Origin of the sequence: Shouchella oshimensis (assembly GCF_004375095.1) — a bacterium.
GTDB classification, from domain to species: domain Bacteria; phylum Bacillota; class Bacilli; order Bacillales; family Bacillaceae_D; genus Shouchella; species Shouchella oshimensis.
The window spans coordinates 623,732-643,684 of record NZ_SNUX01000003.1 but is presented as its reverse complement, the minus strand read 5'-3'; the positions used below and the strand labels follow the sequence as shown (position 1 = coordinate 643,684).

The 19,953-nt window shown below is 40.4% G+C and carries 22 protein-coding genes; 6 read left to right on the top strand and 16 right to left on the bottom strand.

Features of this window, described 5'->3' with window-relative positions:
- Positions 1-74: 74 nt before the first annotated feature.
- Genes E2L03_RS14220 through E2L03_RS14205 form a run of 4 tightly spaced genes read right to left on the bottom strand, consistent with a single transcriptional unit; the run spans position 75 to position 3,503 of the window.
- Positions 75-728, bottom strand: coding sequence for an ABC transporter permease (locus E2L03_RS14220; RefSeq protein WP_055735958.1), 654 nt, complete (start codon positions 726-728; stop codon positions 75-77).
- A complete protein-coding gene (locus E2L03_RS14215; RefSeq protein ID WP_038479207.1) occupies positions 728-1,651 on the bottom strand; it encodes an osmoprotectant ABC transporter substrate-binding protein in 924 nt (307 codons plus the stop codon). The genes E2L03_RS14220 and E2L03_RS14215 overlap by 1 nt, the downstream gene beginning before the upstream one ends.
- 14 nt (positions 1,652-1,665) lie before the next feature.
- Positions 1,666-2,316: an ABC transporter permease gene (locus tag E2L03_RS14210; protein WP_243839537.1), complete on the bottom strand. Its 651-nt coding sequence runs from the start codon at positions 2,314-2,316 to the stop codon at positions 1,666-1,668.
- Positions 2,317-2,336: 20 nt separating this feature from the next.
- Positions 2,337-3,503: a betaine/proline/choline family ABC transporter ATP-binding protein gene (locus tag E2L03_RS14205; protein ID WP_038479204.1), complete on the bottom strand. Its 1,167-nt coding sequence runs from the start codon at positions 3,501-3,503 to the stop codon at positions 2,337-2,339.
- Positions 3,504-3,835: 332 nt separating this feature from the next.
- Between E2L03_RS14205 and E2L03_RS14200 the strand changes: the two genes are divergently transcribed.
- Genes E2L03_RS14200 through E2L03_RS14185 form a run of 4 tightly spaced genes read left to right on the top strand, consistent with a single transcriptional unit; the run spans position 3,836 to position 6,663 of the window.
- Positions 3,836-4,342, top strand: coding sequence for a GbsR/MarR family transcriptional regulator (locus tag E2L03_RS14200; protein ID WP_371836645.1), 507 nt, complete (start codon positions 3,836-3,838; stop codon positions 4,340-4,342).
- Entirely contained in the window at positions 4,332-5,216 is an 885-nt protein-coding gene (locus tag E2L03_RS14195) for a beta-keto acid cleavage family enzyme (RefSeq protein ID WP_055735961.1), read from the top strand. Before E2L03_RS14200 ends, E2L03_RS14195 begins: the two co-directional genes overlap by 11 nt.
- Positions 5,217-5,231: 15 nt before the next feature.
- The gene (locus E2L03_RS14190) at positions 5,232-6,218 is read left to right on the top strand and encodes a 3-hydroxyacyl-CoA dehydrogenase NAD-binding domain-containing protein (protein WP_051667486.1); all 987 of its coding nucleotides are present in this window, start codon (positions 5,232-5,234) and stop codon (positions 6,216-6,218) included.
- Positions 6,187-6,663 (top strand): thioesterase family protein, encoded by a 477-nt coding sequence (locus tag E2L03_RS14185; protein ID WP_134259441.1) that lies wholly within the window; start codon positions 6,187-6,189, stop codon positions 6,661-6,663. The genes E2L03_RS14190 and E2L03_RS14185 overlap by 32 nt, the downstream gene beginning before the upstream one ends.
- A 73-nt stretch (positions 6,664-6,736) precedes the next feature.
- On the opposite strand, the gene lhgO is transcribed toward E2L03_RS14185, so the two are convergent.
- From lhgO to E2L03_RS14140, 9 genes are all read right to left on the bottom strand, one after another.
- Positions 6,737-7,942 (bottom strand): L-2-hydroxyglutarate dehydrogenase, encoded by a 1,206-nt coding sequence (gene lhgO, locus E2L03_RS14180; RefSeq protein ID WP_134259595.1) that lies wholly within the window; start codon positions 7,940-7,942, stop codon positions 6,737-6,739.
- On the bottom strand, positions 7,935-9,206 hold the full coding sequence (locus tag E2L03_RS14175) for a (Fe-S)-binding protein (protein WP_124741933.1): 1,272 nt from the start codon (positions 9,204-9,206) through the stop codon (positions 7,935-7,937). The genes lhgO and E2L03_RS14175 overlap by 8 nt, the downstream gene beginning before the upstream one ends.
- Complete coding sequence (locus tag E2L03_RS14170; protein WP_055736072.1) at positions 9,199-10,605, bottom strand: FAD-binding oxidoreductase; 1,407 nt, start codon at positions 10,603-10,605, stop codon at positions 9,199-9,201. The genes E2L03_RS14175 and E2L03_RS14170 overlap by 8 nt, the downstream gene beginning before the upstream one ends.
- Positions 10,606-10,658: 53 nt before the next feature.
- On the bottom strand, positions 10,659-11,363 hold the full coding sequence (locus E2L03_RS14165) for a FadR/GntR family transcriptional regulator (RefSeq protein ID WP_055735966.1): 705 nt from the start codon (positions 11,361-11,363) through the stop codon (positions 10,659-10,661).
- Between the two features lie 17 nt (positions 11,364-11,380).
- Entirely contained in the window at positions 11,381-13,345 is a 1,965-nt protein-coding gene (locus E2L03_RS14160; RefSeq protein ID WP_051667482.1) for a TRAP transporter permease, read from the bottom strand.
- Positions 13,342-14,355: a TAXI family TRAP transporter solute-binding subunit gene (locus E2L03_RS14155; protein ID WP_038479187.1), complete on the bottom strand. Its 1,014-nt coding sequence runs from the start codon at positions 14,353-14,355 to the stop codon at positions 13,342-13,344. The genes E2L03_RS14160 and E2L03_RS14155 overlap by 4 nt, the downstream gene beginning before the upstream one ends.
- A gap of 193 nt (positions 14,356-14,548) precedes the next feature.
- The gene (gene fur, locus E2L03_RS14150; protein ID WP_038479184.1) at positions 14,549-15,034 is read right to left on the bottom strand and encodes a ferric iron uptake transcriptional regulator; all 486 of its coding nucleotides are present in this window, start codon (positions 15,032-15,034) and stop codon (positions 14,549-14,551) included.
- A 117-nt stretch (positions 15,035-15,151) separates the two neighbouring features.
- Positions 15,152-15,793, bottom strand: coding sequence for a stage II sporulation protein M (gene spoIIM, locus E2L03_RS14145; protein WP_038479181.1), 642 nt, complete (start codon positions 15,791-15,793; stop codon positions 15,152-15,154).
- Positions 15,794-15,849: 56 nt separating this feature from the next.
- Positions 15,850-16,386, bottom strand: a complete 537-nt coding sequence (locus E2L03_RS14140) for an NUDIX hydrolase (RefSeq protein WP_038479178.1) — start codon at positions 16,384-16,386, stop codon at positions 15,850-15,852.
- Between the two features lie 75 nt (positions 16,387-16,461).
- Here E2L03_RS14140 and E2L03_RS20505 point away from each other — a divergent pair, with 75 nt between their 5' ends.
- A complete protein-coding gene (locus E2L03_RS20505) occupies positions 16,462-16,626 on the top strand; it encodes a hypothetical protein (RefSeq protein ID WP_158318516.1) in 165 nt (54 codons plus the stop codon).
- A 2-nt stretch (positions 16,627-16,628) separates the two neighbouring features.
- Here the strand turns inward: E2L03_RS20505 and E2L03_RS14135 are convergent, their stop codons facing one another.
- Entirely contained in the window at positions 16,629-17,150 is a 522-nt protein-coding gene (locus tag E2L03_RS14135) for a TlpA family protein disulfide reductase (protein ID WP_055735970.1), read from the bottom strand.
- Between the two features lie 86 nt (positions 17,151-17,236).
- Here E2L03_RS14135 and E2L03_RS14130 point away from each other — a divergent pair, with 86 nt between their 5' ends.
- The gene (locus E2L03_RS14130; RefSeq protein WP_038479175.1) at positions 17,237-18,070 is read left to right on the top strand and encodes an undecaprenyl-diphosphate phosphatase; all 834 of its coding nucleotides are present in this window, start codon (positions 17,237-17,239) and stop codon (positions 18,068-18,070) included.
- 23 nt (positions 18,071-18,093) lie between these two features.
- Here E2L03_RS14130 and E2L03_RS14125 read toward each other — a convergent pair whose 3' ends face one another.
- A complete protein-coding gene (locus tag E2L03_RS14125) occupies positions 18,094-19,215 on the bottom strand; it encodes a 2,3-diketo-5-methylthiopentyl-1-phosphate enolase (RefSeq protein ID WP_134259439.1) in 1,122 nt (373 codons plus the stop codon).
- Between the two features lie 84 nt (positions 19,216-19,299).
- Entirely contained in the window at positions 19,300-19,866 is a 567-nt protein-coding gene (locus E2L03_RS14120) for a DUF2179 domain-containing protein (RefSeq protein WP_035394095.1), read from the bottom strand.
- Positions 19,867-19,953: the final 87 nt, after the last annotated feature.

The window sequence follows — 19,953 nt, the reverse complement described above, 5'->3', positions numbered from 1 at the left end:
CCTTCCATATCCCTATTTCTATGTAACGATATAAAAAGAGAACCACCCGATCTATGGGCAGTTCTCTTACTGATTTATGCGGAAGATCGATTGGCAGGATTTAAGCGACGCTCAATTGAACCTAATACAATATCGGCCAATATAGCCATCACAGCTGTGGGAATAGCACCTGCAAGAATGATAGCTGTACCATCCGTTGCATTTGTACCACGGACAATAATAGCTCCAAGCCCTCCTGCCCCTACGAATGTACCCACAGCTACAATGCCAATACCAATGACAAGCGCTGTTCGTATTCCTGCCATGATAACACTTATGGCGAGAGGAAATTCTACTTTCCCTAGTAATTGAAATTTGGTCATTCCCGATGCATAAGCCGCTTCAATCACACTTTTATCTACCCCTCTAATTCCAACATACGTATTTTGAATAATCGGTAGCAACGAATAAAAGAAAACGGTTGTAATTACTGTTGTCGTCCCAAGCCCCATAACCACCATTGTAATGGCCATGAAACCTAATACTGGAATCGTTTGAATAATACTACCAAACGATAGCACCCAGCCGCTAATCCTACCATACTTCGCAATGAGAATGCCGACTGGTATTGCTACGATCGCAGCAAACAAAACACCATAAGCAGCCATTAAGAAGTGACGATAAAATTCCTCCCAAATATAAAAACCATTTTGAGAAATATACGTAACCAACTGGTCAAAAAACGCCATCACGCACCCTCCTCTTGAACTGCTTTGTCTTCGTAATAGTTGTTTTCTTCTAATAAATCCTTCGCAATTGTTGCAGGACCAATCAGTTCAACATCTGCTAAATAGTTCATTTCCTGCATATCTTCCGTTGTAACAATAGTTGCTAACTTGTCTAGAATCGTTAATAGTTCTGGGTGATCTTCTATAACTTCATTACGAATAACAGGAGACGCATCATACGGTGGAAAAAAATCATCTTCTAATACAACTAAATCGTAAGCCGCAATTCGTCCATCAGAAGAATACGCAAGTACGGCATCCATGTTACCTGATGCAGCTGCATCATAAACGAGTCCTACTGACATCGGATACACATTCCCAAATTCAAAATGAGTTTCGGTAAAAGCTTGGTAGCCATCTCCTTGACGATTCACCCATGAATTGTCGACACCAAAATTCATTTCCGCCGCAAATGGTCGTAAATCTTCTACATGCTCAATGCCATGCTCTTCCGCAAAATCACTTGTGATGGAAATGGTATAGCTGTTTTCAAAACCGTAGGAGTCGCCCCACGTCTGGTTAAATTGTTCCTGAAATTCTCTTTGGACAATTTCCATTGCTTCATCAGGATCTGTAATATCTGGCATGTTAAGGGCACCAGCTATATCTGTTCCTGTATAGCGTGTTGCCGTAATATCCACTTCCTCTTGTAACATAGCTTGGTGTTGCACAATGGATGATCCTAAGTTTGTAATTAATTCTGTTTCAAGATCGGTATAGTGCTCAATCATTTGCGAAACAACATGCCCCCATATTTCTGATTCCACTGTATTTATTGTTCCAATCCGTATCGTATTTTCAGAAGGTCCACTTAATCCTGGTAAGGAACAACCTGAAAAGACGAGTAGCGGGGCAAGGAACAAAGAGACTCTATGCTTCTTCATCTTGCGTTCTCCTCTCAAGCAGTTTCTTTTTCTCGGTATGCTTTTGGTGTTAGTTTTTTTTCTAAAGCAGACAGTCCCCAGCTAGCAAGCAATGCTAAAATCGTGGCAGGAACCGTTCCTAAAATAATAAGCTCCGGTTTGTAAAGGTTTAAGCCATCAAAAATCAAATCACCTAAACCGCCACCACCAATAAAGGCCGCTAACGTTGCCCAACCAATTAAGTAAACTGTTGCAAAACGGATTCCAGACATAATGACAGGTAGAGCAATTGGAAGTTCAATTTTTCGTATTAGCTCCAAGTTGTTCATTCCCATTCCTCTTCCAGCCTCTACTAGCTTTGAGTCAACCTCTTTCACACCCGTATACGTATTCCGTAAAATTGGCAAAACAGAATAGATAAACAAAGCGACAATAGCAGGTGCTGTTCCGACGCCAAGAAAAGGCATAAGAAAAGCTAAAATAGCCAAACTAGGAATTGTTTGTAAAATCCCGACAAACGAAATGATTCGATCCGCCACTTTAGGAATTCGCGTTAACAAAACTCCAGCTGGCACGGCAGCGATAACGCCTAGTAGAATTGCAAAAAATGAAATATAAATATGTTCGCCTGTTTTCTCAAGTAATTCCCAACCGTAAGAAGACAGGGTTGATGTGATTGCGTCAATCATGTTCTATTCTGCCTCCCTTAAAGTACGGTTTCAGTGTGATCCGGTGATGTGTCTAAATTCGAACCTTCACCCCAAATCGTGTCATAGACCATATCGGCTAGTGTAGCGCGTGTAACGATGCCAACTAAAGTCTGGTCATCTGCTATTACTGGTACATATTTACTACCCCGTCGTAACATTCTCCGCATTGTGTCACGTAGTAAGCTACCTTTCATCACCGAATAGATGTCACTTTCCATTGCCTCTGATACGTACGTTTTCTTTCTAAAGCTCGCGTCAATCATCTCAATATCCACATAGCCTTTTAAACGATAGGAACCGTCAACAACTAATACCGAATCAACACGTGACTCGCGCATTTTTTGAATGGCATCCTTCAGTGTTGTATCTTCTGTTACCGTAACGGGATGTTCATTAATAATTTGTTCTACTCTGGTTACATCAGGTCGACTCTGTAGTAAACGATCCTTACCAATAAAGTCTTCAACGAATTGATTTACTGGATTTCTCAAAATGTCATCTGGCGTTCCAACTTGAACAATTTCTCCTTGGTTCATAATCACAATTTTGTCAGCAAGCTTAATCGCTTCGTCCATATCATGGGTAACAAAAACAATGGTTTTATCCATTTCTTTTTGGAGCTTTTTAAATTCATCTTGTAGCGCATCTCTTGTAATCGGATCAAGTGCACCAAACGGCTCGTCCATCAAAATGAGGGGAGGGTCCACAGCTAATGCTCTTAAAACACCAATTCGCTGCTGCTGTCCTCCACTAAGCTCATGGGGATAGCGCTGCAGAAAGCTTTCCGGCAAGTCAACGATTTTAATTAGCTCTTCTGCTCTCGCTTGTTGCCGTTTTTTATCCCATTTTAGTAGAGAGCCAACAAGGGAGATATTTTCGCCTACTGTCATATGAGGTATGAGCCCAATCTGTTGAATGACATACCCGATTGAACGACGGAGATGCACCGGATCTTGATCTAACACATTCTTTCCATTTAAAAAGATTTTGCCTTCAGATGGCTCTTGTAGCCGATTAATCATTTTCATTGTTGTTGTTTTACCGCATCCACTCGGTCCAATAAACACAACAAACTCGCCTTTTTCAACTTTTAAATTCATGTTTTGTACTGCAGGTTTTCCATTATCGTTATATTTCTTAACAACGTCTTTGAATTCTAACACGTTTCATACCTCCATCTATTTCCGCTCTAGTTGCGCGCTTCTAAATTATAGGCAAGGTGCAAATAAAAAAGAAAATCCCATAATAGTGAAAAACAGCGTAAACTTTGTGCAATTTAAATTGCACAAAGTTTACAAAGGGATCTATCTTACAATAACTCTTTTTTTCTCCCAAATGCTCTATCACTTGTCTTTTTAACTTTTCGTTTGACTATGGTACAGTTGTATCTGATTTGATAGGAGGAGGTTGGGCTGTGTCAGAGTCTAAAGATCAAGAGCTTCTTAATGAACTGCAAGCATGTGAAGATTTAATTTCTGATCGTGTTGCAAATAACATGGAAACCTTTGGCGTTTCGTCTACCGTTGGTCGGTTACTTGGCATTATTTATATGAATCGACAGGCAATGACCCTTGATGAATTAGCTGCTAAAACAGGAATGAGCAAGACCAGAATGAGTCAAGTTATGCGTCAAATGATTTCTTTAAATATTGCTGAAAAAGAATTTGTAAAAGGAAGCCGTAAAGAGTATTACAATGTGGAAAGTGATTATGTACAAACCTTTATCTCCCTTTTCACCACTAGTTGGAAAGAAGTAATCACACGAAACATGGCCCTTGAACGGCGCTTGCGGGACAAATTAAGTGCGATTGAGGAAGACATGGAACAGCATGCATCAGCCGAAATCCTGAAAAAGCATCAAATGATGGAAAAAGAACTAGATGATTGGACGAATTATTATAATTGGATTGACCGCCTTGTTGACTTTTTTGAAACAGGCGAGATTTTTCAATACGTACCAATTCACCCATACTCAAAGGAGGCAAAAAAAGATGACATCTAAACGTATTATTACGGCAGCACTGACAGGTGCTGGCGATACTACAAAAAAAAGCTCTCATGTACCAATTACACCGAAAGAAATTGCTGCATCTGCGATTGAATCTGCAAAAGCAGGTGCTGCCATTGCTCATATTCACGTTCGTGACCCTAAAACAGGAAAGCTTAGCCACGATATAGCTCTTTTCCGCGAGACTGTACAACGGATAAGAGAAGCTGATACCGATGTCATTATTAATATTACTGCCGGTGGTGGCGGGGATTTTATCCCTAATTTAGACGATCCTACACGGGGTGGCCCAGGTACAGACATTCAGACGCCTCAGGAACGACATGAACCGGTTGGCGAACTACTCCCAGAACTATGCACTTTAGACTGTGGTAGCTTAAACTTTGGTGATCAAGTCTATCTTGGCCCTGAAGCGTGGCTTCGTGAACATGCCTTACTTATTAAAGAGAGTGGTGTAAAGCCGGAGTTAGAGGTTTTTGATACGGGTCATATTCGTCTCGCCAATCAATTAATCGCAGACGGTTACATTGAAGGAACACCAATGTATCAATTTTGCCTCGGTATTCCTTGGGGAGCAGATGCGGATCGTGAAACAATTGAATATATGCGCGGTCGAATTGTGGAAGGTGCTACATGGTCTGCTTTCGGAATCGGTCGACAGCAGCTTCCGATTTTGCTAGAAGCAGCCAAATTAGGCGGTAATGTTCGAGTTGGTTTAGAAGATAACCTTTATTTAGAGAAGGGTGTCCTGGGTACAAATGAACAACTCGTCGATAAAGCTGTTCAAGCGCTTCAAAAAGAAAACTTAGAACCCGCAACGCCAGATGAAGCACGTAACTATCTGGGATTAACGAAACGAGCACACTAAAGGAGGTAGATTTCAATGTCACAACGAACAATGGCTGTTGTTGGTACAGGTGTCATTGGTAACGGTTGGATTGCCCGGTTCCTTGCTAACGGACACCGTGTGTTTGCTTATGACCCGGCTCCAGAAGCCGAAGCAAATACGAGACGTATGCTAGATGATAGTTGGTCAACATTAGTGCAATATGGTATACACAAAGATGCATCTAAAGATAACCTTACATTTGTGCAAAACCTAGAAGATGCCGTAGCACATGCAGACTTAATTCAAGAAAACGTTCCAGAACGTGAAACATTAAAGAAACAAGTGCTCGCCTCTATTGATCATCATGCAAAGCCGGATGCTATTATTGCTTCCTCTACATCTGGTTATATGCCGTCTGTTTTGCAGGAAGCTTGTGTTAAGAACCCTGAACGAATTATCGTGGCCCACCCTTTTAACCCTGTTTACCTCATTCCGCTTGTAGAAATTGCTGGAGGAAAACAAACTGCAATCGCCACCATTAATGAAGCAAAACAGATCTATGACGAATTGAACATGAAGCCGCTTGTTATGTCAGGAGAAATTGATGGACATATCGGTGATCGTTTAATGGAGGCTTTATGGAGAGAGGCGCTGCATATTGTAAATGACGGTGTTGCAACAACAGAAGAAGTTGATAAAGCGATCGTGTATGGCCCTGGTTTACGTTGGGCATTAATGGGACCGTTCCTCACATTGCATCTTGCTGGTGGAAACGAAGGTATGAAACATATGTTAGAACAGTTTGGACCAGCGCTTAAGTTGCCGTGGACTCGTCTGATTGCGCCTGAGCTAACAGAAGATTTAAAGAAAAAAGTCATTGATGGTACTTCTGCTCAGTGTGGAGAAATCTCCATAGCAGACATGGAACATCGTCGTGATCGCTTTTTAATTAAACTAATGGGCTTATTAGAAGAAGAAGGCTTTTGGCCATCAGAAAGGGTACTTGCTTATGAACGAAACATTGACGCTGTGGACCGGTAATGTGTTGCCTGAATGGGTTGATTATAACGGCCATATGAATGATGCGGAATATGCACGTGTTTTTAGTAATGCAGTTGACGCATTGATGGAACACATTGAATTAGACGAAGCAGGTCGTCAACACCACCAATACACCCTTTTCACATTGGAAAATCACATTAAGTACTTGGCAGAAGCTCATCAGGGGGCACCACTTCAAGCATCCATTCTTATTCTTGATCGTGATGCGAAGCGCGTTCATCTATGGGTTGAATTAAAAGATGACTCTAACCAGCTTCTTGCAACGAGCGAACAGATGATCATGGGAATGAGCAACGAGACGCGCCGTCCAGCACCTTTCCCGCTTATCGTCGAAGAAAAGCTAGCAAACATGCCACACGCTTCATTCAACCAATGGCCAAAAGGTTCCAATACTCTCATTGGCATCCGTAGGAAAAATCAATAACGGCTTTGTTAGGATTGAACGAATAAGCCTATATTATAGGCTTATTCGTCATTCCTTCCTCTATACGTACCTTCTAAAGAACTTTTGCCCGTGCTAGTCGCTCCATTCGTTCCCCTACCTCTTTTCCAATTTCTAATGCGGCAGTTGCTGCTGGTGAAGGAGCATTGCAGATGTGTAGACTTCGCTTCCCTGTAACAATATGAAAGTCATCTACAAGCTCTCCATTCACCGTTAAACCTTGAGCACGAACCCCGCTAGAAGCTGGTATTAAGTCATCTTCTCTCACAGCCGGAATTAGCTTTTGCAGGCTTTTGACAAATACTTTCTTACTGTAGGAACGGTGCATTTCTTCCATACCTTTTTGCATGTATTTACTCGCAATCTTCCAAAACCCTCTATAACCTAAGGTTTCTGCTAAATCCCTTACATTTAAATCGGTTTTTTTATAGCCTTCTCGCTTAAACGATAGCACAGCATTGGGTCCTGCATCTATTTCCCCATTTGTCATACGAGTGAAATGAACACCTAAAAAAGGAAAATTTGGATCAGGCACAGGGTAAATTAAATGGTTTACTAAATATCGTTTTTCCGGCTTTAATTTGTAATACTCTCCACGAAACGGAATGATTTTCATGTCTAGATGGTAGCCAGCTAGGTTGGCAATTCGATCACTATGTAGGCCAGCACAATTAATGACGAATTGAGTAGAATAGGTTTTCTTATCTGTTGAAATACTAACATGATCGTGGCGCTCCTCGATGGATCGAACCTCTTCTGAAAGCGTCAACGTTCCCCCTTTTTGCATAAACAATGCTGCTAACGTTTCTGACACTTGTTTGTAATTCACAATGCCGGCAGTCGGTACACGGATACCAGCTATGCCGTTAACATGAGGTTCAATTTCAACTAATTCTTGTTTTGATAACAGTTGAACGTGGAGACCATTGTCAAGTCCACGTTGATAAAGTGTATGCAGCTGTTCCAGTTCTTTTTCTTCCGTCGCCACAATAACTTTTCCACAAATATCAATAGCTAGATTGTGTTCCAAACAAAACTTTCGCATCGATTCACTACCTGCTTTTGCAAAACGAGCTTTAAAACTACCCGGTTTGTAATAAATTCCTGAATGAATGACGCCACTATTGTTTCCTGTTTGATGGCAGGCTACTTCCCTTTCTTTTTCAATAATTTGAATGCGCGCTTCAGGTTGTTTTTGTTGTAACGTATACGCGACAGAAAGACCAACAATACCGCCACCTATAATGCTGTAATCAAACATCATTCCTTACCCCTTCCGTTACCTCTGCAAGGACCTCGACTAGGTGCTTAACTTCAATTTTTTCGGCTAAACCAGCCCGTTGAATTCCCAGTTTCATTTGCAAATGACAACCTGGATTTGTTGTAATAAGTAAATCAGGCTTTGCCTTTTGGACATAAGGCATTTTCTTATCTAGTATAGCGGTTGCTTCTTCATAATGAAGCAAATTATAGATGCCTGCAGACCCACAGCACATCTCCTGTTTATCTATTTCGACATACGTTAACCCTGGAATTCCTTGGATGAGCGCTAAAGGCGCGGAAGTATTTTTTTGGACATGAGTCATATGACAAGAAGGTTGATAAACCGCAGTTTTATTCAATGTTCCACTAAATGGTAGGCCGTTTTTCTCTAAGATGATGGAAACATCAACATGTTTATTTGCAAACTGTTCAGCTCGCTCATGCCATTCGCTCTCCTGTCGCAACAATTCACCATACTCCATGAGCATTGCCCCACACCCACCAATACTAGAAACGATGTAATCATACTGCTCTTCTTCAAACGCGTCGATGTTCTTTTTCGCCAGCATCTTGGCTGTTTCGATGTCTCCAGCATGATGCTGTAAAGCACCACAACAGCTTTGACTAGGAATGACGTGAACGTCGCAACCGACTCGCTCTAATAAGGCGATGGCTTGTTCATTAATGCTACCAAACATCGTATCCATTAAACATCCTGTAAAATAAGCGACTCTATCCTTAGTCGATGTAGGCGTGATCTGTTTTTTTCGCTTACGCCTTTTAATGGCAGGCATCATTGCTTCAAATTCAGCCATTCCCTGTGGGAGTAACTTCGGTAAGATTCCACTTTTTTGTACCAGTGTTTGCGCACCCGACTTTTGATATGTTTGTAAGCCAAACTCGAGCACACGCAACATTTTATCTGATGGAAGCAAGCCTTTAAAGACCGTCTTTTCAACCAACCTTTGGGCAAGAGATGGTTGGTGAGATTCGGCCAGTACCTCTTTTGCCGATTCAAGAATACGTCCATATTGAACATTGGTTGGGCAAGCAGTCTCACAAGCGCGACAGCCTAAGCAAAGGTCAATCGGTTCTTTCAGCTCATCTGTACTAATTTTACCTTCTGCCGCCATTTTTACGAGATTAATACGCCCACGTGGAGAGTGTGTTTCTTTCTCCATTGTCTGATAGGTTGGACAAGCCGGTAAACAATAGCCACATTGCACACAATCAAAGGTTTCCTCATAAGCAAGTTTAGCCATTTGATAACACCAACTTTTGATCTTTCTCAGGGAAAATCTTTCCCGGATTTAAAATGTTATTTGGATCCCAGCTTTGTTTAATTCGCTTCATTAAATCAAGCCCGTCTTTTCCTACCTCCATCTCCATAAATGGCGCTTTCATTGTGCCGATGCCATGCTCTCCTGAAAGCGTTCCACCAAGATCCACAGCAGCTTTAAAAATGGCCGCAACGGCTTGTTCAACTCGTTTCATTTCTTCTCGGTCTCGAACATCTGCAATGATGTTTGGATGTAAATTTCCGTCTCCAGCATGGCCAAAAACAACTAAATCAATCTGATACGTCTCTTTAATTTCTTTTAAAGCAGCGAACATGTCTGGTATTTTGCTCCGAGGCACTGTGGCATCTTCGGAAATTTTAGTCGGCTTTAGCCTTACAATGGCAGGAGAAACTAGCTTTCTCGCTTTCCACAGTTCGGCCGCCGCTTCACTTGTTTGTGCGACAGTTACTTCTCGGGCGTTCATCTCTAGGCACCACTGTTCTACTTCTAAAATTTCTTCTTCGATCGCGGCAGGATGACCGTCTAATTCAATCAGTAACAGTGCATCCACATCCGTTGGTAAACCAATTGATTCATACGCTTCTACAGCGACAATGGACGCTTGATCCATTAATTCTAATTTTGCCGGGACAATACCGTTTTTCAGTAAAGCGGAAATGGCTTTTCCTGCATCGACAATGTCTTCAAAGAGTGCTAACAATGTTTTACTCGCTTTTGGTTTTGGTACTAACTTCAAGGTGGCTTCTGTAATAATGGCGAGAGTCCCCTCAGAACCAACAATTAACTTAGTTACATCATAGCCTGTCACATTTTTCACGGTTCGGCCTCCGGTTTTGACAATCTTGCCCTCTGGCGTCACAACTTCTAGACCAAGTACATAATCTTTTGTCACACCGTATTTTAACCCTCTTGGGCCACCAGCATTTTCAGCTAAATTACCACCAATTGTTGAAACATGTGCACTACTTGGGTCAGGTGGATACATAAATCCGTACTCGCTTGCTTTTTCGTTAATGGCAGCAGTTAGCACTCCTGGTGACACAATCGCTACCATATCATCCGGCTCAATCACCAGTTTATCTCGCCATTGCGAACAATCAAGTACAATTCCTCCTTGAACTGGTAACGGGCCGCCACTTAAACTCGTCCCTTGTCCCCGTGGATAAACAGGGATATGGTGCTCGTTTGCTACTTTCATAATCTCTACGACTTCTTCTTTTGACTGAGGCTGAATAACGAGATCTGGCATATAGGCACCAAAAGAAGCATCGTATCCATAACTTGCACAATCCGCTGGTGAGGTCAAGATTCGCTTTGCATCAATGGGTATTCGTTGTGTTAAATCTTGCAGAAAAAGCATGTCTTTTTTTGTCTGTCTGTCTTTCTTTTTCGGCATGGTTCCTCTCCCCTTTGTTAAATACGTGAGTCTCCTAACTTTTTTCTTACATTGACAAGATGGGTATTCATAGCTTCTCTAGCCGCTGTAGCGTTTTTTGCGGCAATAGCTTCATAGATCGCCTTATGTTCTTCATATACGTTTCTTCTTTTTTCTACTTTCCCCATGTTAAGTCGTAGTGAAAACTCAATAGCGTGGTCAAGAAGCTCTTTCATATTTTCTAGCGTTGCCGTTAGAAATGGGTTTTTTGCTGCTTTTACGAGAATGAAATGAAAATGAGAATCGGCTTCGTTCCCGATCGTCTCTTTTGAAACAACGGTTTCAGAAAAAGCGATTAGCGCTTGCTCTAAAGCGAGAATCTCATCAGGAGTAGCTCGACTCGCTGCAAGTGCAGCCGCCTCCGTCTCAATAATATGACGCATTTCAAGTAAGCTGTGCACTTCATCAATGGTTACCATTCCAAGTTTAATGTGCTCCATCATTGAAAGTAATGTGTGATCTTTTACCCATCTTCCACCACCTTGTTTTGACTCAATCACATCCATTGCCGTTAGTACCGTTAAAGCCTCTCGTATGGGAGCTCGACTAACTTGAAACCGTTCTACCAATTCCATTTCAGATGGAAGCTTTTCACCATTGACATAAGGTTCCTGCTGGATCATTTCTTTTAAATAGTCTAAAACTTGCAGCGATACTTTTTTTCGCTCAATAAGCCCACTCATCGAACTCACCTTTCTGTTTATGAAATAGGTGGTACTACTTGGTTCGTTCCTTCAACCTTTTTTGAACGTATGATGTGCAATATGGTTACAGCTAGTAGCACCGCTAAACCAATAGCGTTGGAAACCATACCTGGTGTAATTAACAACAAAGAACCAATAAAGAAAATCATGCGTTCATAGATACGTAAAGGCACAGATAAGAATCCACTTAACGCGACAGCAATTGCAAACACCCCAATTACTGACGTTGCAAGGGTCACAATAACGGTGACAACGGATAGTGAACTTCCTTCTGTTGCTTGTAACACCATCGCCGGATTATAGGCAATCATAAATGGAATAATAAAACCGGGAAGTGCTAATTTCACCGATGTCCAGGAAGTCTTCATCGCATCAGCACCTGCTATTCCAGCTGCTGTATACGAAGCAAGTGCAACTGGTGGAGTAATGTTGGATAAAGCCCCAAACCAAAATACAAAGAAATGAGCAGCAATAGGATTTACGCCAATTTCAACTAGTGCTGGTGCTGCCGTAACAGCAACAACAATATAAAGTGCCGTTGATGGAAGTCCCATGCTTAAGACGATACATGTAGCCATAACAAGAACGAGTGCAATCCATAAGACGCCATCAGCGGCATTTAAAACATTATACGCAATTGCCGACCCAAGACCTGTCATTGTCACGACAGCAATGATAATACCAATGGACGCACAAGCTAACCCAACTTGAATTGTACTCTTTGCACCTTCAACAAAGGCTGTCTTCACCTTTTTAAACGTCACTCGTGTTTCTTTACTTTTAGTAAGCCAGCTTGCGACAATGACGATAAGAATGCCAGCAAATCCTGCAAACAATGGCGTGTATCCAGCTAATAACGTTCCGATAACAACAAGAATTGGTAGTAAGAGCAATCCCCGCTCTTTTAAAACATCCCAGACTTGTGGAATTGATTCTTTACTCATACCTTTCAGGCCTTGTTTCTTTGCCTCTAAGTCAATCGCAATAACAAGTGCAACAAAGTATAGAAATGTTGGAATTAACGCTGCAAAGACAATGGTTGAATAAGGCACGCCTAGAAAACCAGCCATGATAAACGCCGCAGCTCCCATGATTGGTGGCATCATCATACCACCTGTCGATGCTGTCGCTTCAACTGCAGCGGCATAATTTTTCTTTAAGCCAACTTGTTTCATAAGTGGGATTGTAAATGCGCCAGTTGTGGCGACGTTTGCCACAGCACTACCGTTTAATGAGCCTGTGAGTGCACTAGAAATGACAGCCACTTGCGCAGGACCACCTCTTCGTTGACCAGCAACCGCTATCGCTAAATCATTGAATAATTTTGAAGCGCCACTGACACTTAGAAATGCACCAAACAAAATAAATATAACAATATACGTTGAGGCAATGGACAATGTAATTCCAAAAACCCCCTCTGTGGTCATGTATACACGATAAAGTAGTCTTTCAAAGGAAAACCCTGCATGACCAAACATTCCTGGAAAATAAGGACCGAATACAGCATACAGCATCGCAACTGCGGCTAAAATTGGTATAAATGTACCGAGCGTTCTTCTTGTTGCTTCAAGTAACAATAGAACAGTTAAAATAGCAAATACATAATCAAGTGTCACTGCTTGAGACATTCGGTCAACGTGGATCGTTGTATAAAAAAGCAACAAATAACCCGTTCCAATAACACCCATACCCGCTAACGTGATGTCTAAAATTGTGAATCTCTTGTGCGAATTTTTTTTCGTCGCAGGATAAAGCAAGAATGCAAGAATAAGAAGTAATAGTAAGAAGATAATATTTCGATAAATCTCTTGAATATTCATAAAGCTGTTCACATAAATAGCAAATGCAGATAAGAGAATGGCAAATACAGACATCATGCGATATTGCCAACCGCTTAATTGTCTACCAATCCCAGCCTGCTCTCTTGTTCTTTCATCTAACACGTCTTCTTTCATCGTCATTCTTGCTCGTCCTCCTCTGCCTCTGGTGGAATGAGTTCGTTTGGAATATCAATACCTTGTTCAACAAAATAGCGATATGCTCCAAGATGAAGCGGAACCGATACACCAACTAATGCGGTTTCTAGCGTCATCTCTCGAGCTGAATTATGTACTTCATACATAGTCTCTAAATTTTCAAATAAAATTTTTGTTAGTAAGTAGATTTGATCCGCATCTTGCTGCTTGTCAACGCCTAATACATTTGATTGAGCGATTGTATAAATTGGTTCCTCTTGTCGTGGATACGTGCCTGCATCAATTTCATAACGAAAGAAAACAGGATACAGTTCATTAATGGAATCCAATTGTTCATCAGTTACATCTAAAACCGTGGCACGAACCCCACTGGCATACATGTCTGTAATGGCAGTTACTGGCACACCTGCTGGTAAAGAGCCGCCATCTAAGCGCCCATCTCGCATGGATGATATTGTATCATCGTACCCAAGATAATCTGGTGATACATCCTCCACACTTAAACCAATCCCATTAATTAAAGCTCTTGTTGATTGCTCTGTCCCACTAGCTTGTGGACCAATTGAAAAAGAGGTTCCTTCAACATCGGAAATGGTACCGCTTTCAATTTTATTGTTCATTAAAACAAAGTGCTCCACGTTTGACCAAAGCATCGTAACGGTTCGCAAATCTTCATATGCACTTCCTTCATAAATCCCCGTACCTCGATAAGCTTGATCTGCAATAAGACCTTGCAAAATGCCAAATTGCGCTTCTTCTTTACGAAGTAAATCAATGTTTTCAACCGATCCTGCTGACGATTGCCCTGTTGCGCGTATGCCTTGATCAATCAATTCCTCTGTCCATAGATTTCCCATTCCTACACCGATTGGGTAATAGGTTCCACCTGTGGATGCTGTTGCAATGGAATAATAATGATTGTCTTCGTTTCCGCAAGCTGATAATACGACCGCAGTCGTTGCAAGTGCCAACCCAAAAAGACTTTTTTTGCCCATTATACATCTCCCCTTTTATGAAAGCGCTTTAAAAAAGTTGTAAGGCAAGTATACAACTTATAAAAATACAAAATCAAGCCCTTTTTTTATTACAAAAAAAAACAGTGACCATTTATTGATTATGGTCACTGTCTACTATTTAATAAATAATCATTCTCAATTGAATAAAAATGAAAAACCGCTTATATTGCGGTTAGATATTCCCTGCTAAAGATGGATCTGCTTCTTCTTTAACAGCAGATTGTCCATGACATCGATGGCATATTCCATGAAAAGTAAGACGATGATCTTTTACTTTAAAGTGAAAATCTTTTTCTACAATCTTTTCTACTTCACTTAACAAATCTTCTTGTATTTCATCAACAGCACCACATTCAATACAAACAAGGTGATGGTGTGAGTGGTTAACGCCTTCTTTTCGTAAATCAAACCGTGAAACACCGTCTCCAAAGTTGATTTTATCGACTACTTTTAATTCAGTTAATAATTCTAAGGTACGATAAACAGTAGCTAACCCAATTTCGGGAGCTTTTTCTTTTACAAGTAAATAAACATCCTCAGCACTCAAATGATCCTCTTCATGCTCCAGTAAAACCATCACAGTCGCTTCCCGCTGGGGCGTTAATTTATAGCTTTGAGCATGTAGTTGCTTCTTAATGCGCTCTAATCGATTTTCCATAACAGCCTCCTCCGTCCAAGCGATCTAGTTTCTTTATTATAAAATGGAAGAAAACCGTTGTCAATTGATAATTATTATAAATTGAAAATGAATATTAATTACTATTTTAGAATTGATCTAAAATAGTGATAGTGTCCATTTCAACAATGATGGCGCCACATATGATTCAAAAAGTGCTGCAATAAAGGTTACGGCTAATAAGCACACAATCGTTACGGTGTAACTGAGAAAATGAGGGAAAATAGGTTCATGAATTCCTTTCATAAACGTATGTTTAAACAATCGAATACAAAAACGAACGCTTAAACAACCAACAGCTATGAAAACAGGAATTAAAATGATGTTTTGCGGAAAGACCGTAACAAACGCAATAACAAATCCTTGAGCGCCCATTTGATTAACGAGGAACCCAACGGTAAATCCAATGACAATTCCTTTCATAAACAACAAGATGAAAATAATAGGTAAACCAATCATAGAAATTCCTAATATCCAAAGAAGACCAATGTATTTACTATAATGCACAATGCTATTAACAAACAATTCATTTGCAGTTGCTTCAATGTGTCCGTTATTCATCTCATGAAAGAACTGGCTTAAATGCAAAAATAAATCGTGCCGCTGAGTTAGACTAATGCTATTAACAAGAAATGCTCCAAAGATAATCCCCATTAAAAACAAAATACTAACAAACAAGTAAACCGATTTCCTTTGTTTCATATGATTCATTAATTGTTGAAGCAATTCTATACGTTTCATAGCCTGTCCCTCCTTTTTCCACTATATGTTGAAGGAAGGATGGCTATGTCTATTGTTTAGTTTTCTTTTAACTTTAAATATTGAATAGCATACATCGTTTTCGCATCGTGTATGCGCTGCTCTTTTATTAATTCTTCACACTCAGCTAATGATTTCGTCACCACATGAACATACTCTCCGTCATCAAGCTGCTGTTCGCCTTCCTCTAAGCTCGACGCTTCATAAAGATAGACAATTTCGTCCGCAAACCCTGGCGACGTATAAAATGAAGCAATTTCCGTTAATCTCGTTGTACTATAACCCGTCTCCTCTTTCAGTTCACGATAAGCTGTTTTTATCGGCTCTTCTCCTACTTCAATTTTCCCAGCAGGAATTTCAATAATCGGTTTCTCAAGTGCCTTTCGATACTGTTCGACGAGGACAAGTTTATTCTCGTCTGTAACTGCTATAATCGCTACAGCTCCTGGATGTTTAACGAGCTCTCTTTTCGCTCGTTCCCCATCTTCTCTTTCTATCGTCGCTATCGAAACATCAATAATTTTTCCTTTATAAATTGATTCACTCTTAATTGTTCTTTCAGAAAAAGTTGTCATGAAATGCATTCTCCTAACATGTCCTATGTATAAGCAGATTATTGTTTTCCTAAAATGATATGGAGGTGATTAGTCTTGAAAAAACACATTCAATCTAAGCAAGTTTATCTATCCGGCTCGAAAAACGATGTATTATTAGAACTTAAAAAAGCAGCATTGCATTATACGTTTGTACATGAATGGATTCGACTTGAACATGGATACCGTCACATAAAAAAAGGAGTCAAGCGAATTAAATAACATTAGCTTGCAAACGCAGTAGAAATGCGCTCCATTAATAAATCTTGTGTGATCTCTCCAATTATAACATCTTGAATATGATAATTTGAATCTAAAAGGTAGGTCATCGGTAAACGAGATGGCTCTACTTCTCGTATAAAAGCACCATCTTCATCAAACAGAACTGGTAGTGTCAACCCTATTTCTTCTATAAATTCCACTGGATCCGATGCTCGATACTCTTTCGTGAGCATATTAACCGTTACAACGTCAACTGTATCGTTTGTATCATTAAACGCCATTAATTCTGGCATTTCTCTTACACAAGGCTCACACCATGACGCCCATACATTGAGGACAATGACATCATTTTGAAAATCTGCTAACGAAACAACGTCTCCACCGTCATTTTTCATACTTATATTAGGCATTCGATCACCAGTTTGTAATGGCCCAGATGTTGATTGACGATCAATGAGCACATACGCCGTTGCGGCTATAGCAAGCAATACCACAATAAGCGTTATAATTCGTTTATATTTCATACGGACACCTCTTTTCGAGTTCTAGAAAGTCTGCTAAAATAAGCAAGTGTTGCACAAGCTTACTTTATTTAGAAGGGAATTGTGAAATGACTTTACTAGAGGCAATCATATTAGGTCTAGTACAAGGAATAACGGAATTTTTACCGATTTCAAGTTCTGCTCACCTTATTCTTGTTCAATCCATGTTTAACATGACATTTGAAGGGCTCAGCTTTGAAATTTTACTGCATTTGGCTTCTGTATTAGCTGTTATTCTTTATTACCGTAAAGATATTTATGAGATTATTAGAGGATTCTTTGCATTTTTCACTAACCGGACGCCCCAAAATCGCTCCATGTTTATGTTTGCGGTTTACCTGATCGTCGCGACAGGTATTACTGGTATTGCCGGTATTTTGTTTGAAGACTACATAGGCGAAACCTTTCGAGCACCGATTTTTATTGCCCTTGCGTTAGCGATTACGGGTCTATTTCTTATCATTATAGAGCGTTTTGTCAAACTAGGGAACCGGACAGAGAAAGAAATGACCATTTGGGATTCGATCTTTGTTGGTCTTGGTCAATGTCTTGCCTTAATTCCAGGCTTATCGCGTTCAGGTACAACGCTCATTGTTGGAATGTTTGCCGGGCTTTCAAAAGAAACAGCAGTTCGATTTTCATTCCTTTTATCCATTCCTGTTATTTTAGGTTCGTCAGTTCTAGCCATTCGTGATTTAACATCTGGAGAATTATTGGAACAAACAACTGTTACAGCTTTAGGACTCTCTTTTCTTGTTACATTTGTTGCTTCTTGGATTGGGATCGTCTTTTTCATTAATTTAGTCCGAAAAAGCAAGCTTGTCTATTTCGCTGTTTACTGTTTTGTCGTTGCAATCCTCGTATTTATCTTCCGTGATTCATTAGGCACAACAGACATATAAAAAAGCGGCTTACGCCGCTTTTTTTAATTTGAATTAATGGCACGAATAAACGCTTTTCCACCTTCCTCTATACCGCCTGTATACCGATGAACGCTACCACCTAAATTAACAATAACTTCTTTTCCAAAATCATTCTTAACATTTTCAATTGTATTGAAGTCAATTCCCGCTGACGGAATCGGAAACGTTGCTTTCATTGTTAAGTCTTGTGTTAGTTGTTCTTTTACGTGCTGTGCTTCTTCATGATTAATACCCATGCGTCCATACGGGGAAGGAAATAGGACGGCATCAGCTCCAGCCATACGCATTAATTTGCCCAACAAAAGTCGTGAAGAAATTCCGTGTTGTTTAGAGCGAATCATCATTCCTGCCAAAGAGGAATGAGCGAAGATCGGTACGTCTATTTCTTCATCCTCCCGTAATCCTTGAAGGACATCGATACCATAGGCAAACACATTTAGCAAAATGGCAGGAGCACCAAGTCCAATGGCTTCTTTTACTCTCTCTTTAAGCTCAAACGTCTTACCTGTCACATTTACCACATAAAGAGGTGTTCTCCCTGTTTTTTCTGCTGCTTCAGCAATCGCCGCTAAACCAACCGGCACCCGTTGTTCAAGTGGCGTCCAATCATGTTCAAACAAACGCTCATCATCTTGAATGATATCAATTCCACCGTAACAATGACTAAGTACTTGTTCGTGAAATGAATCAACGGAACGACCAATGGCGCCTTTCGCTACACTCATGGCTAATGGCCGATTATGTACATCAACTAGGTCCCTTATGCCCTCTATTCCAAGTCGAGGTCCTGGGAACAAACGCACAAGATCGTTTGAAAATTGAAGATCTATTAACTTGACATTTGGTTCATATGAAAGCCTTCCGTACGTTGTCGTCAAAATAGAAGGAAAATCGGGAACTTCATACGCGACTGGGAATGATATAGTAACGATAAAACCTGGTCCATACGCCTCATCTTCTTTTATCGATACCACTTTTCCCTTATACGCTAAACTCTGTTCTTTCTCCGATTCGGGCATTTCCTGCCAAGGCTTTGCCGTCAAACCTGTTGCCATTCTTTCAGCTTTTAATTCAATATGCTCTTTCTCTTCCGTAACGTAATAAACTGCCTCTATATGCGCCAATTTCCTTATCCTCCCTCTAACCAAAAGATTAGCCTAATCATCTAGAAAATCAGGCAAACTGTCAAGATTAAACGCCTACATCGCTTAATTAACTGAATTCTCAGCCTTTTGTTTCCGCTTTAAATAACGCTCTCTTCTTCGTTTCATCGCTTTTGTAATATAACCACCTTTAAAATTACGCGGTTCAAATGAAACAATAAACGCAGCAGGCTCATAAGATGACACAACTTCGATAAATTCTTTTTCACGGTCTCTTCTTGCTGTGCAATCAAGTTGACAACGATTTGAATTCATTCCCTCTACATACGAACTCGATACACTGAATCCAAGTTCTCGTAAACGATCAATTAGAGGTTGATTTTTTTCTGGAATATTAACTTCTATACTCACATAGCCAATTGCTAATTTTTCTTCTATTAAAGCACCTAAGAATAGTCCAATACCAAAGCCTAATGCATATGCCGCCATATTCCAATAATTTGATAAATCATTAAAGATAATAGCGATCGCAACGACATATATAGCACCTTCCAAAATGCCCATTCCAGCAGCACGGTGTTTCAATCCTTTTACCATCATAATTGTTCGTAATGTCAAAATCGGAACATAGATCAATTGCGCAAAAAAGATTATTAAAGCCGTTACTAGCAAAGCACTTCACTCCAATACAACAGTATCTATTGGACTCGATATGAACCCAATCTTTCCGTAGTTTAACAGGTTCATTCTCATTACGCT

Coding starts and splice junctions, on each gene's coding strand:
- E2L03_RS14135 (WP_055735970.1), bottom strand. CDS start 17,150: ATGAAATATAAACGAATTATAACGCTTATTGTGGTATTGCTTGCTATA.
- E2L03_RS14175 (WP_124741933.1), bottom strand. CDS start 9,206: ATGGCTAAACTTGCTTATGAGGAAACCTTTGATTGTGTGCAATGTGGC.
- E2L03_RS14220 (WP_055735958.1), bottom strand. CDS start 728: ATGGCGTTTTTTGACCAGTTGGTTACGTATATTTCTCAAAATGGTTTT.
- spoIIM (WP_038479181.1), bottom strand. CDS start 15,793: ATGAAACGTATAGAATTGCTTCAACAATTAATGAATCATATGAAACAA.
- E2L03_RS14130 (WP_038479175.1), top strand. CDS start 17,237: ATGACTTTACTAGAGGCAATCATATTAGGTCTAGTACAAGGAATAACG.
- E2L03_RS14155 (WP_038479187.1), bottom strand. CDS start 14,355: ATGGGCAAAAAAAGTCTTTTTGGGTTGGCACTTGCAACGACTGCGGTC.
- E2L03_RS14185 (WP_134259441.1), top strand. CDS start 6,187: ATGAACGAAACATTGACGCTGTGGACCGGTAATGTGTTGCCTGAATGG.
- E2L03_RS14160 (WP_051667482.1), bottom strand. CDS start 13,345: ATGACGATGAAAGAAGACGTGTTAGATGAAAGAACAAGAGAGCAGGCT.
- E2L03_RS14195 (WP_055735961.1), top strand. CDS start 4,332: ATGACATCTAAACGTATTATTACGGCAGCACTGACAGGTGCTGGCGAT.
- E2L03_RS14140 (WP_038479178.1), bottom strand. CDS start 16,386: ATGACAACTTTTTCTGAAAGAACAATTAAGAGTGAATCAATTTATAAA.
- E2L03_RS14200 (WP_371836645.1), top strand. CDS start 3,836: ATGGAAACCTTTGGCGTTTCGTCTACCGTTGGTCGGTTACTTGGCATT.
- E2L03_RS14170 (WP_055736072.1), bottom strand. CDS start 10,605: ATGCTTTTTCTGCAAGATTTAACACAACGAATACCCATTGATGCAAAG.
- E2L03_RS14165 (WP_055735966.1), bottom strand. CDS start 11,363: ATGAGTGGGCTTATTGAGCGAAAAAAAGTATCGCTGCAAGTTTTAGAC.
- E2L03_RS14190 (WP_051667486.1), top strand. CDS start 5,232: ATGTCACAACGAACAATGGCTGTTGTTGGTACAGGTGTCATTGGTAAC.
- lhgO (WP_134259595.1), bottom strand. CDS start 7,942: ATGTTTGATTACAGCATTATAGGTGGCGGTATTGTTGGTCTTTCTGTC.
- fur (WP_038479184.1), bottom strand. CDS start 15,034: ATGGAAAATCGATTAGAGCGCATTAAGAAGCAACTACATGCTCAAAGC.
- E2L03_RS14215 (WP_038479207.1), bottom strand. CDS start 1,651: ATGAAGAAGCATAGAGTCTCTTTGTTCCTTGCCCCGCTACTCGTCTTT.